Genomic DNA, 13,162 nt, shown 5'->3' with positions numbered 1-13,162 from the left:
AAGACCTAATATATTAGTATAATTTAACGCGACGAGCGTTATCACGAGAAAGTTTTTTCATGTGACGTTTAACAGCAGCTGCTTTTTTACGCTTACGCTCAGCTGTTGGTTTTTCATAGTGCTCGCGACGACGAACTTCTGAAAGGATACCTGCTTTTTCACATGAACGCTTGAAGCGACGAAGTGCTACGTCAAACGGTTCGTTCTCTCTTACTTTAATTACTGGCATTAAAAATTCACCTACCTAAATTATGAGCGTTGCTCAAGTTGATCAAACATTGATCAAGTGGTTCAAAAATGGTGCGGTATTGTAATCCGAAGCAACACCACATGTAAAGGATAATATTAACAGAAACACAGCAGCTAAAACAGTGTTAATTTATATGGCGTTGGTACAGCCTACAAAAAACCTGACCTGCCTTTTTCTCTTTAATTAACAACCAGTTATTTGGTGCTTTAAACGAGGTTAGCTCAGTTTCTACTTCAACATATATCAATGCTTCGGGGTCGAGCCATTGATTATTTTCCAATAAATCACAGCATGATTGAGCTAAATTTTTGCGAAATGGCGGGTCAATAAAAACCAAATTAAATGTGTCACTGGTGTTTTTTCTCTCTAAAAACGTCAGTGTATTGGTATTAACGACTTGCGCGTTTTGTGCATCAAGCGTCGCAATGTTTTGCTCTAATTGTTTTGCTGCTTGTGAATCAAGCTCTATGAATGTGGTGTGTTTTGCAAAACGCGACAATGCTTCAAATCCCAATCCACCGGAACCGGCAAAGCAATCGAGAGTGTGCGCATCGCGGGTATCGTGCATCAACCAATTAAACACCGTTTCTTTAATTCGGTCGGTTGTAGGACGCAGACCTTGAACATCTTTTACTGGCAGTTTTCGACCGCGAAATTGGCCGCTAATGATTCTAATAACCCCATCAGCTGATTTATGAGTGGTGTTATTTTGTGTGGTTTTTTTTCTCATTTAACTCACTAAAAATTGGTATCTATGATCTAGCTCAGATAATATTGCAATCATATCACGGCGTGTCATTTTTCAACTGCGCTAAAAGTGTTACTATTATGCACCCTCGAGGATAACGTGTTGCTAAAAGCAATTATTTAGACTTAAAAGCACGCTATCATTATCGTTAGTTTATCAGATTTTTATAAGTGGTTATTAGCAAGTATGGCAAAAAAAAGTAAATTCATGTCGTGGCTCGGTTTTGGCAAGTCAGATAAAAAACAAGCAGAAGCTGATAAACAACAAGCATTCGCAAAAGAGCAGGCAGAAAAAGCCGAACAAGAGCGTTTAGCTGCAGAGCAAGCTGAGGCAGAGCGCTTACAAGCTGAAGCAGAAGCCGAGCGTATAGAACAAGCACGAATTGCAGCTGAACAAGATCGTTTAGCACAAGAGCAAGCAGAAAAAGCCGAGCAAGAACGTTTAGCTGCAGAGCAAGCTGCGGTAGAGCGTTTACAAGTTGAAGCAGAGGCCGAGCGTTTAGAGCAAGAGAAACAGGCGCAAGCACAGCGCGCAGCGGCAGAAGAAAAACAAGCGATTGAACAGGCTAACGCAGAGCTATTAGCTAAACAGCAGGCAGATGCAGAGCAGCAAAGACAAGAGCAAGCCAAACGTTTAGCAGAACAAGAAGCGCAAATGCAGTTAGAGCAAGAGCGCATTGCAGCAGAAAAAGCTGAGAACGAGCGTTTAGAACAACAGCGTATTGCAGCAGAACAAGCTGAGAACGAGCGTTTAGAACAACAGCGTATTGCAGCAGAGCAAGCTGAGAACGAGCGTTTAGAACAACAGCGTATTGCAGCAGAGCAAGCTGAGAACGAGCGTTTAGAACAACAGCGCATTGCAGCAGAACAAGCTGAGAACGAGCGTTTAGAACAACAGCGTATTGCAGCAGAGCAAGCTGAGAACGAGCGTTTAGAACAAGAGCGTCTGGCTGCTGAAGAGGAGTCTGAACGCCTAGAGCAAGAGCGACTGACCGCAGAGCTTGCAAAGGAAGAAGCTATAAAAGCGGAAAAACCTAAAAAAGAAGGTTTTTTCTCTCGCCTCAAAAAAGGCTTACTGAAAACACGCGTTAATATTGGTTCTGGCTTTGCCTCAATTTTCAGCGGTAAAAAAATTGACGATGAGTTATTTGAAGAATTAGAGACTCAGTTACTCACTGCCGATCTTGGTGTTGATACCACCATGAAGCTAATCGATAGCCTGACCGACGCCGCTGATCGCAAGCAGCTTAAAGATGGTGATGCGCTTTATGAATTAATGAAGCAAGAAATGGCAACTATGCTGAAAACAGCAGAGCAGCCTTTAGAAATACCAGCAGACAAAAAACCTTTCGTTATCCTTATGGTAGGTGTAAACGGCGTAGGTAAAACCACCACCATTGGTAAAATGGCGAAACAATTTCAAAACCAAGGTAAATCGGTAATGCTTGCTGCCGGTGATACATTTAGAGCCGCAGCAGTAGAGCAGCTTCAAGTTTGGGGTGAGCGTAATAGTATTCCTGTTATAGCTCAGCACACTGGTGCTGATAGCGCCTCAGTGGTATTTGATGCCTTTCAAGCCGCTAAAGCGCGTAATGTTGATGTGTTAATTGCCGATACAGCAGGGCGCTTGCAAAATAAAGATAACTTAATGCAAGAGCTTGAAAAAATAGCCCGTGTGATGAAAAAAGTAGACCCAGATGCACCGCATGAAGTGATGCTGACAATTGATGCTGGCACAGGCCAAAATGCTATTAGCCAAGTAAACTTATTTAACCAATGTGTAGGTTTAACAGGTATCACACTATCAAAGCTTGATGGCACTGCTAAAGGCGGGGTTATTTTTGCCGTTGCTGATAAGTTTAATATTCCTATTCGTTACATTGGTGTAGGTGAAAGTATTGATGATTTACGCACCTTCAAGAGCGATGACTTTATTGACGCGCTATTTAGCCAAGATGAGGACGACGTTTAATTTACCAAAAGGGAGCCTGCTCCCTTTTTAATTGCAAGGAATACCAATTGCGTTAGGACGTTTAATGAGGTTGGCATAATAAAAAAATGATAAATTTTCAGCAAGTAAGTAAAACCTATGCCGGTGGGCATCGCGCGCTTGAAAAAGTGAGTTTTCATATAAAACCAGGCGAACTGGCTTTTTTAACGGGCCACAGTGGTGCCGGTAAAAGTACACTTTTAAAGCTTATTAGCTTGATGGAACGCCCTTCTGCGGGCAATGTGTTTATCAATGGCGTGGATTTAAATAAGTTAAATTCACGACAAATTCCGTATGCACGCCGCGACATTGGTATTATTTTTCAAAATCATCGTCTATTAGAACGATACACGGTGTTCGATAACGTTGCTTTGCCCTTAATTATTGAAGGGACTCACCACAAGCAAATTGCCAAGCGTGTGCATGGTGCGCTCGATAAAGTGGGCTTGTTAGATAAAGTACGCTGTCATCCCTCCACACTCTCTGGCGGTGAGCAGCAACGTGTAGGGATTGCACGAGCCATTGTTAATTCTCCTCCTATACTATTAGCTGATGAACCTACCGGTAATCTTGATCCTGAGTTATCGATGGAAATATTACGCCTGTTCGAAGATTTTAATAAGCATGGCACCACGGTTTTAATTGCCACCCATGATTTGGGGTTAGTATCACGAATGAAGTATCGTAGCTTAACGCTTCATGATGGGCGGATGAGCCAAGATCCACTGGCTGAGGGTGTATTATGAGTTTACTGTTCAAAAGCCGTCAAAATAGTAATGATAAACAAAAAAAATCCGTATTCTCTGGCGGTTACTTTTTCATTATTAATATTTTTCGCCAAGGTGTGTACAGTCTTGGGGAAATGTGGCGCACGCCATTGGCCTCTATGATGACCATTGCTGTACTGGGTTTGAGTTTAACGTTGCCCGCAACGTTATACTTAGTGGTTAAAAATGTGCAGCAAGTGAGCAGTGGTTTTGAGCAAGCCAGCGAAATATCCTTGTTTGTAAAAGAGGATATGAGTGAGCAAGAAACGCAAACTTTAGTTAAACGCTTAGCGCTATATCCTGAAATACAAAGTGTGACTTTTATTTCTCGCACTGAGGCTTTGGATGAATTCAAAGAAATGTCTGGGTTTGGTCAGGCTTTAGAATACCTAGATAGTAACCCATTACCGAATGTGGTTTTAGTTACACCAACCCAGCGACATAGCCAACCTAATGCGGCTAAGCAATTACTAAAAAAACTTGAAAGCGAGCGAGAGGTCGACTTTGGTAAGCTTGATATTGCTTGGCTTGAACGTCTAAATGCATTGCTGAGCTTATTAAAGGAAAGTGTGATCACCATAGCGCTACTATTACTGACCTCAGTGACACTGATAATTGGCAATACAATTCGTTTATCCATTATGGATAAAAAAGAAGAAATACAAGTAATGAAGCTCGTAGGGGCAACTAATACCTTTATTCATGCCCCCTTTTTATGGACTGGCATTTGGTATGGCGTGATTGGCGGATTGTTTGCTTTTATTTGCGTAGCATTAATGATGTGGTGGCTATCTGCTGCGGTAAGCAGTGTTGCAGGGGTATATCAAACCAGCTTTACGCTAATAGGGCTTAGCCTTAATGAATTTGGCGCGTTGGTATTATTGGCCACTAGCTTAGGCTTTATTGGTTCTTACTTATCGGTTAACCGTTACATCTCAGAAATAGAACCCGATAAGGTTTAGGGCCCTAATATAATTCTTAAAACTGTCATGTTTTAAGTTTAAAATTATAAAAAAGCCAAAGCAAAAAGATTAATCTTTGCTTTGGCTAAACCAATTCATAGGTTATTCAGTCGCCTAGTGTAGACTGACTTAACACTAAAAAAACCACTTGATTTATGATTCAAAAAAGTTTTAAATTCAAGTTAGCACTCTTACTAAAAGAGTGCTAAGATGGTTTCAAATGTTTATCACCGAGGTGAAAAATGAGTAAAGATTTATACGCAATGGCACTTACAGTTGGGCAACAAAGCGCAAGTATGGATGGCTATCTTCAGGCTGTTAGTACTATTCCTATGCTTAAAGTTGAGCAAGAGCAGGAACTTGCAAAAAAACTTCAGGAAGAAGGCGATCTTAGTGCTGCAAAGCAACTCATTATGTCGCATTTGCGCTTTGTAGCGCACATAGCTAAAAGCTACTCGGGTTACGGGTTACCCCAAGCTGATTTAATTCAAGAGGGTAACATTGGACTGATGAAGGCAGTAAAACGTTTTGACCCATCAGTGGGTGTACGTTTGGTTTCATTTGCGGTTCATTGGATCAAAGCCGAAATTCATGAGTTTGTGCTTAAAAACTGGCGTATCGTAAAAGTTGCGACAACCAAAGCGCAACGTAAACTGTTTTTTAATCTTCGTAAAAACAAAAAACGTTTAGGCTGGTTTAATCAAGCCGAAGTTAGCACAGTAGCGAGCGAGCTAGGTGTGAGTGAAAAAGAAGTGCGTGAAATGGAATCGCGTATGAGCGGCCAAGACATGGGCTTTGACTTAACGGGCGACGATAACGACGATGCGCCAACCAGTACTTACTCACCGGTACAATACTTAACCGATGGTTCTGCTGACTTAGCCGATGATATTGAGCAGCAACAATGGCAAGAGCAGTCGCATACGCGATTATTTAGCGCTTTGAAAACCCTCGATGAGCGTTCTCAAGATATCGTTAGCGCACGCTGGTTGTCAGATGATAAAGCAACACTGCAAGAGTTGGCTGAAAAATACAGCGTATCAGCAGAGCGTGTTCGCCAGCTGGAAAAAACAGCAATGAAAAAATTACAAAGTGCGATGAGTTAATCGCACTTAAAAAGTTATAAAGCCCTGCATGAAAATGCGGGGCTTTTTTTTAGTTAAAAAAAGAGGTTAACAAAAAGTATCGTTTTTCTTATTTTGCTTACCTCTAGTCACATCTGTATATCTTTTAATTAAATATACCCTAGTTAAAGTTAATGAATAAGTTTGGTTTTAATTTAAATACATGATTTTAGTTTGTTTTTAATTTGGGTATATGAAAATATTCGCGCACCTGAGCGACTTGTCGTTCAAACCGTAGCCTAAATTAAATTATTAATTGCTGTGCTTATTGCCTTTCAATTTCATTTAACGCGAGTATTTACACTCAATATGAACTCATATTCACTAAAGAAAAAGATCTTGCTATCGGTGGTTCTTGCCCTAGCCGTTATTATTGTATTGCTATCGTGGAATAGCTACACCTCTCAAAAAGCGTTACTGTTAAAAAGCAGTATTGATAATGTAAGTCAGTCTGGTAAGCAACAAGCTGCGAGTATTGAAGATTGGCTAGCTAGTCGTCAGCAGATCGTAGAGTCAGTTGCGAGTAAGGTTGAGGGCAATACGCTCAGCGCATTACAGCAAGCTCAAGTGTCTGGTGGTTTTCAATTAACTTACTTTGGAGATAGTATCGGGAAAATGACTGACTCTGATCCAAGTATTGATCGAACCGGCTACGACCCGCGCACTCGTCCATGGTACAAACAAGCACAGCTGAAAAATGGCACCGTAATTACCAAACCTTATTTAGATACTGCGTTTAATCAGTTGGTTGTTTCTATTGCTAAAACCACACAAAGTGGCGTGGTAGCGGGTGATTTATCGATTGAGTCTTTGGTTAATGATGTTAATACTATGTCTTTACCGGCAAATGGCTATGCCATCATGATGCATCAAGATGGCACTGTGATTGCCTATAAAGACACTAAAAAAGTAATGGCAGATATTACGCATATTGACTCGAAAATAAATCACCAATTCATTTTATCTAATAGTCAAAACGGTGAATTTACTCCCCTTTATTTTAAAGATGAAGGCCGAGAGAAGCTTGTTTGGGGTGAAAATATAAATAATACCGATTGGCAGTTGCTATTTGTACTGGATAAAGAAACCTTAGAGGCACCGCTAATTAGTTTATTAGTAACTCAACTCGTATTAGTCAGTGTGGCACTTTTGTTGAGCGTGTTGGCTATTTCATGGTTATTAAGTGTGTTACTTGCGCCGTTAAGCCGAGTATCACAAGCGTTATCAACAATTGCTGATGGTAACGGTGATTTGACCCAGCGTATTAGTGTTGATACACAAGATGAAGTTGGGGTACTGGCTGATAGTTTTAATCGCTTTGTAAGCAGCCAGCATGAGCTTATAAGCCATATTCGCCAGTTAGCTACTGATTTAGATTTTGATGCAGAGAAAAGCTTAATCACCAATCAAAACAGTGTCAGTGAGTTGCAGCGTCAGCAGCAAGAAGTGGCGATGGTTGCCACTGCGGTCACAGAAATGGCGAGTGCAACCCATGAGATTGCTGCTAATGCCGAAAATACCGCGACGGCATCACAGCAGTCAGCGCAAAGTAGCCGTGAAGGTAAGCTGTTAGTTGATAAAACCAGAAATACGATTAATTCACTTGCGGGTGAAATAGACCAAACAACCACCGTCATTGGCGAACTAAGCTTACATGCTCAGGCTATATCGAGTATTTTGACTACCATTCAAGAAATTGCTGAGCAAACAAATCTCTTAGCACTCAATGCCGCAATAGAGGCTGCCCGTGCTGGTGAACAAGGGCGTGGCTTTGCAGTGGTTGCCGATGAGGTGCGTGTACTATCAAGAAGAACGCAAAACTCCACAGCAGAAATTTACACCACCATAGAAACCTTACAAAATACGACCAAAAAAGCAGTGAGCTTGATGGACAGCAGTAAGGGGTATGCTAACAATAGTGTGGATGATGTTAATGCAGCAGCTCATGCACTAGAGGAAATCACCTTAGCAGTGAATGAAATTTCTGATATGGCGGGTCAAATAGCGGTTGCAGCAGAAGAGCAAACGCAAGTGACTAATGAAATTACTAGAAATACGGTCGCCATTAAAGATGTAACCGATGAAATTACTACCTCAGCCACTGCGCATTTAAGCCAAGCTGAAGTATTAAAAGACAGAGCTACAGATTTAAATGCCAAAGTAGCAACATTTATTTTATAAATATAATGCGCATAAGTGAGTTAAATTAACTGATGGGTTAGGGGGTTTACTTACCCCATCAGTTTAATGAAATAGCTTCTTGCTGAGCTATTTGTACATATTTACGTTCGACCAGTTGCGATACTGGCACCAGTTCAAATCCTTGCTCACTTAATTGCGGCAAAGCGTGGCGTAAAAAATCGATGGTTTCGGGATAGGGATGCGCTATTGCAATGGCAAACTGATACTTAGTTGCTTTTGATTTTAGCTCTTCTAACCTTAATTGTAGTTGCTCTGTGGTCGTTATATTGTCTAAAAATACATGTCGGCTAATGTTTTCCACTCCCAAAAAGTTGGCTGCATTCTGAGCTTGGCTTAATTCAGTTGTACGGCTATCAAGAAAATACAGCTGGCGTTTTTTGAGTACTTCCATGGTCCATTTCATTGCTTGGCTTTGTTGAGTCAGCGCAGAGCCCATATGGTTATTAACTCCTTTAACTTGCGGTAAACTGGCCAGCGCATTCCCGAGCGTTTGTTGAAGTTGTGCTTTATCCATATTTAAAGTGAGCGCACCAGGCCCGAGTTTTTTACCATTTAAAGCCTGCATAGGAACATGCAACAGGAGCTCTTTATTTGACTGACTAGCAAGGGTTGCAAATATTTGAGAATAGGGGGTGTGGGGCAATATTGAATAGGACAACTGCCCAGGTAAACTCAGGAATTCTAAATCACGTTGATGATAACCTATGTCATCGATCACTATGGCTATTTGCTTGGCTTTAACAGCACTCGATGTTGCAAATAAGGCTAAAAACAGCCCAGCTAACACCATTAAATTTATAGTTTTCACGTTTTATAATTTTTATTATCTTTGTCGTGTTTAAAATAATTTACCGAATTTAGTGCATGTTGAGTAGCTGTTTTGCCTTAGTTAACTGGATATCGGCTAAATCTTCAGTGCTAAAAACGGTGTTTTGTTCTAATTGTTCATTTTTTATTATAACGGCTTTATTTGTTTGTGGAAGCGTTGTTTGATTAATCGCCACATTCGGGGTCACGCCAATACCTTCAATCGATTCACCTGATGGCGTAAAGTAGCGTGCGGTAGTTAGTTTTAAGGCGGTATCACCATCGCCTAATGGAATGAGTGATTGTACCGACCCTTTGCCAAATGACTGACTCCCCACTATTTTTGCACGCATATTTTCTTTTAGTGCTGCAGCCAGTATTTCTGCTGCAGAGGCTGAGTTTTCGTTAATCAGTACGACAATAGGTGCGCCTTTTAAAATATCGCCGCGTTTAGCGTAAAACGACTGATTAGAATCATAAAAACGTCCTTTGGTTGTTACTATTAGACCATCTTGTAAAAAGAGATCTGCCACAGCAACCGCGCTTTTTAAAGTCCCGCCAGGGTTGTCTCGTAAATCAATAATTAAGCCTTTTAATGCGTGGCCGTAATGGTTTTGCATAGCGGCTATTTGTAAGGCAACTTCATGCAAGGTGTGGTTTGAAAAGGTATTTATAGCAATATAACCGCTACCCGCATCAAGTAGTTGCTTAGTTACACTGGCCAGTTTTATTTGTTTTCTGCTGAGGTTAAATATGAGCGGTTTTAGATTATTATTTCGGATAATACTTAGTTGTACTTTATTGTTGGGGCTGTCTTTAATTTGCTGCGCGACTATATCAATAGGGCTATTTTTAATCTGCTGATTATTAACTGCTGTAATAATATCGCCAGCTCGCAGGCCGACTTGTTTAGCAGGCGAATTATTAATTACTTTAACAATCGTGGTGCGCTGCTCAATATTTTTGACCTCAATGCCTAAGCCAGTATAGCGACCATTGGTATTATCAAATAACGCATTTAGCTCATTTTTATCTAAATATTTAGAGTAGGGATCGAGTTTAGAGTATAAGCGTTCAAATTGAGAGGTGTTGTATTCAATGTATTCACTGTTATGCAGTGCTAAATCATCAACGTAGTAGGTATGAATATTAAACAGTATTTCATTTATTTTTTGGCTTTCTAAATCTTTGACCGAACTGGCATGAGCATTATTTATAAAGCCAAAAAGTGCCAATAAAAAAAATACCTGCAAACAAAACCAAAACATTGGTTTTGTTTGCGATACTTTTTTTTGGCAAATGTGTGTGTTTATCATAACTGCCTCTACTAGGATGCAGTTATTTTAAGATTAAATACGTCTGCACCATTTTATGGGATTAACAGCACGCCCTTTGTGGCGTATTTCAAAGTATAGACCAGAATCGGCTTGTCCACCGCTTTGCCCAACTAAAGCAACACTTTCACCCTCTCTGACCATATCACCCACATCTTTGAGTAAGGTTTGTGCATGCCCGTATAAGCTCATAAAGCCTTCTCCGTGGTCCACAACAATCACCCAGCCGTAACCTTTTAACCAATCTGCAAATACCACCTGACCGTTATGAATGCTATTTACTGAAGTGCCCTCTGCAGCAGAAATTAACACGCCTTTCCAGTTAATTCCGCCGTGCTTACGTTGGCCAAACTTGTGCGTTAGTTTGCCTTTACTCGGCCAGCTTAATCTTCCTTTATTTTTATTTAGGCCCAATAGCTCAATTTTTGTGGTTTTTTCTTCTTCAAGTTCTTTAATAGTTGCGATCAGCGTTTGTTCGTTCTCTTCTAAGTAACTAATTGAATTTTTTGTTTTATTTAACTGCTTTTTTAGATTTTTTAGGCTGGCTTGGCGCTCATTTTTAGCGTCAAGAAGCGCTGCTTGTCGCCTTTTTTGTTCATCAAATAAAGCAACTAACTTTTCTTTTGTTTTTTCAAGCTCAGCTTGGTTTTTCGCAATTTCTATTTGCAGCGCTTTAAGTTCATCAAGCTGCTTTATGCGGGCTTTATTTAAGTAGTTGTAATAGCTAAGCGTACGTTCAAATTTAGCGGTATCTTCTTGGTTAAGCAGCATTTTTGAATAGTCATCACTACCTGCCATATAAGCACTTTTTAACTGTGCTGCTAACACACGCTTAAATTGGGCTTGTTGTTTTTCAAGCTTTACCGCGCGTTGTTGTTGCTCTGCTTGCTGTTGTTGTGTTTTTTTAACGGATTGCTCAGCCATATTGAGTGCTTTAGCGTTTTTCGCTATAGCGAGTTCATGTGCTTTTAGCTTTTGCTGCTGTTTAGCTATTTCTTTTTGCTGTTGTTGATATTCAGCTTGGCTTTGCTCTAAAGCCACTTGAACTTGGGATAGGTCTTTTTTAGTACGATCTTCATTAGCCACGGCAACGCCAGTGACTAATGAATGCAGTACACAGATACACGCAATGACGCGGTATGCGCTTTTTTTCATAGGTTATTTCAACACCATAATTGGCGACCCTGTCATTTCTGCAGGTTGCTCTAATCCCATTAAATGCAGCATGGTTGGGGCAACATCGCTCAAGGCTTTGCCTGAATAAGCTTGTGCATCGCGACCTACATAAATAAACGGCACGGGCTCACTGGTATGTGCTGTGTGCGCTTGGCCTGTTTTAAGGTTTGCCATTTGCTCTGCATTGCCATGATCGGCGGTAATAAGTGCTTCGCCGCCATATTCTTTCAATGCATCCACTACACGGCCAATACAGTTATCTACTGCCTCACAGGCTTTAACTGCAGCCTCAAATACACCTGAATGACCGACCATGTCGCCATTAGGGTAGTTACAAATAATGGCATCGTATTTTCCACTTTTTATTGCTTCTACTAGCTTATCGGTAAGCATTTTTGAGTTCATTTCTGGCTGCAAATCATATGTTGCAACCTGAGGTGATGGAATAAGTTCACGGGTTTCGCCGTCAAACTCATCTTCTCGTCCACCACTGAAGAAAAAGGTAACATGAGCATATTTTTCAGTTTCAGAAATACGCAGTTGAGTTTTACCTTGTTTTTCAAACCATTCGCCAAGCACGTTATTAAGCGGCGTGGGGCCAAAAGCAACAGGCGCATCTATATCGGCTGCGTATTCAGTCATCATCACAAAGCCGCTAAGCTCAGGCGATTTTTTCTTATTAAAGCCGTCAAAGCCCGGTTCTACAAAGGCGCGGGTTATTTCGCGTGCGCGGTCTGCTCTAAAGTTTGCAAATATAATGGTGTCGCCATCATTTACTTTTACAGATTCGCTGCCTTTAGGAGTGATCGTGCTGGCTGCTACAAATTCGTCATTTTCATCGCGCTCATAAGCGGCATTTAGTGCACTTACGCCTTCTTCATAATCAAAATCGCCTTCACCTAAGGTGATTAAATTATAGGCTTTTTCAACACGATTCCAGCGGTTGTCTCTGTCCATGGCATAATAACGGCCAATTAGTGAGGCTAAACGGCCACATTTAAGTTCGCTAAATAAGGCTTCAATACGCTCAATAGACGCTTTAGCACTACGCGGTGGTGTATCGCGTCCATCTAAAAAGGCATGAAAGTACACCTCTTTAGCGCCGCGTTTTGCAGCCAGTTGTATACTGGCAACAATATGATCTTCGTGGCTATGCACGCCACCTGGACTTAACAGTCCCATAATGTGTACAGCTTTGTTGGCATGAACGGCTTTATCAATGTTTTCAACAAGTGCAGGGGTTGTATCAAATTCGCCATCATCAATGGCTTTGGTGATACGGGTAAAATCTTGATACACAATACGGCCTGCGCCTAAATTAACATGGCCCACCTCAGAATTACCCATTTGGCCATCAGGAAGGCCGACATCTAAACCCGATGCTGAAATTAATGTATGAGGACGTGTGGCCCAAAGCTCATCTAATACAGGAGTGTTAGCAGCTAAAATAGCATTGCTTTGCTCATCTTCTCTGTATCCCCAGCCATCTAAAATCATTAATACCAGTGGTTTTTTATGCTCTGTCATAGTCACTCCTGAAAAATTAGCGTTGCTAAAATACACGCTAACATTAATGCCAACATGCCAAGTCTTAGCATACCGCGTTTTATAGCTAGGATCAGCAATGAAAAGAAGATATTAAAAATTTTCAATTAGGATTGGCTAAATTGAAAACTTTAAAGGGCTAGGTTATTTTTCAGTTAAAAAGAGCAGGGCATTGTGGCTTTCAAGCGTGCTTAAACTCGCATTTTTAGCTGATTTGGGTATACTTGCGCGGCTAATCTCTATTTTATTCAAGTATTG

The 13,162-nt window shown here is 40.9% G+C and carries 11 protein-coding genes; 5 read left to right on the top strand and 6 right to left on the bottom strand.

Annotated features, from left to right (window positions below; genetic code table 11):
• Positions 1 to 13 precede the first annotated feature (13 nt).
• On the bottom strand, positions 14 to 229 hold the full coding sequence (gene rpsU / locus PTET_RS14000; RefSeq protein ID WP_002957797.1) for a 30S ribosomal protein S21: 216 nt from the start codon (positions 227 to 229) through the stop codon (positions 14 to 16).
• A 145-nt stretch (positions 230 to 374) separates the two neighbouring features.
• Positions 375 to 980: a 16S rRNA (guanine(966)-N(2))-methyltransferase RsmD gene (gene rsmD / locus PTET_RS13995; RefSeq protein ID WP_013465959.1), complete on the bottom strand. Its 606-nt coding sequence runs from the start codon at positions 978 to 980 to the stop codon at positions 375 to 377.
• 204 nt (positions 981 to 1,184) lie between these two features.
• On the opposite strand from rsmD, the gene ftsY reads away from it, so the two are divergent.
• From ftsY to PTET_RS13970, 5 genes are all read left to right on the top strand, one after another.
• On the top strand, positions 1,185 to 2,969 hold the full coding sequence (ftsY, locus tag PTET_RS13990) for a signal recognition particle-docking protein FtsY (protein ID WP_096038791.1): 1,785 nt from the start codon (positions 1,185 to 1,187) through the stop codon (positions 2,967 to 2,969).
• A gap of 86 nt (positions 2,970 to 3,055) precedes the next feature.
• Entirely contained in the window at positions 3,056 to 3,733 is a 678-nt protein-coding gene (gene ftsE, locus PTET_RS13985) for a cell division ATP-binding protein FtsE (RefSeq protein ID WP_013465956.1), read from the top strand.
• A complete protein-coding gene (gene ftsX / locus PTET_RS13980) occupies positions 3,730 to 4,716 on the top strand; it encodes a permease-like cell division protein FtsX (protein ID WP_013465955.1) in 987 nt (328 codons plus the stop codon). The genes ftsE and ftsX overlap by 4 nt, the downstream gene beginning before the upstream one ends.
• Positions 4,717 to 4,958: 242 nt before the next feature.
• Complete coding sequence (gene rpoH, locus PTET_RS13975) at positions 4,959 to 5,822, top strand: RNA polymerase sigma factor RpoH (RefSeq protein WP_013465954.1); 864 nt, start codon at positions 4,959 to 4,961, stop codon at positions 5,820 to 5,822.
• Positions 5,823 to 6,149: 327 nt separating this feature from the next.
• Positions 6,150 to 8,021 (top strand): methyl-accepting chemotaxis protein, encoded by a 1,872-nt coding sequence (locus PTET_RS13970; protein ID WP_041695807.1) that lies wholly within the window; start codon positions 6,150 to 6,152, stop codon positions 8,019 to 8,021.
• Between the two features lie 58 nt (positions 8,022 to 8,079).
• Here PTET_RS13970 and PTET_RS13965 read toward each other — a convergent pair whose 3' ends face one another.
• The 4 genes from PTET_RS13965 to gpmM all read right to left on the bottom strand — a co-directional run bounded on the left by PTET_RS13965 (position 8,080) and on the right by gpmM (position 12,886).
• The gene (locus PTET_RS13965) at positions 8,080 to 8,832 is read right to left on the bottom strand and encodes a divergent polysaccharide deacetylase family protein (protein WP_013465952.1); all 753 of its coding nucleotides are present in this window, start codon (positions 8,830 to 8,832) and stop codon (positions 8,080 to 8,082) included.
• A 67-nt stretch (positions 8,833 to 8,899) separates the two neighbouring features.
• Positions 8,900 to 10,165, bottom strand: a complete 1,266-nt coding sequence (locus PTET_RS13960; RefSeq protein ID WP_013465951.1) for a S41 family peptidase — start codon at positions 10,163 to 10,165, stop codon at positions 8,900 to 8,902.
• 33 nt (positions 10,166 to 10,198) lie between these two features.
• Positions 10,199 to 11,338 (bottom strand): murein hydrolase activator EnvC family protein, encoded by a 1,140-nt coding sequence (locus PTET_RS13955; protein WP_013465950.1) that lies wholly within the window; start codon positions 11,336 to 11,338, stop codon positions 10,199 to 10,201.
• 3 nt (positions 11,339 to 11,341) lie between these two features.
• Entirely contained in the window at positions 11,342 to 12,886 is a 1,545-nt protein-coding gene (gene gpmM, locus PTET_RS13950; protein ID WP_013465949.1) for a 2,3-bisphosphoglycerate-independent phosphoglycerate mutase, read from the bottom strand.
• Between the last annotated feature and the right edge of the window lie 276 nt (positions 12,887 to 13,162).

The sequence above is a fragment of the Pseudoalteromonas tetraodonis genome, from assembly GCF_002310835.1.
Lineage (GTDB): Bacteria > Pseudomonadota > Gammaproteobacteria > Enterobacterales > Alteromonadaceae > Pseudoalteromonas > Pseudoalteromonas tetraodonis.
The sequence above is the reverse complement of the archived record's forward strand: the minus strand, read 5'-3'. Positions and strand labels throughout refer to the sequence as shown.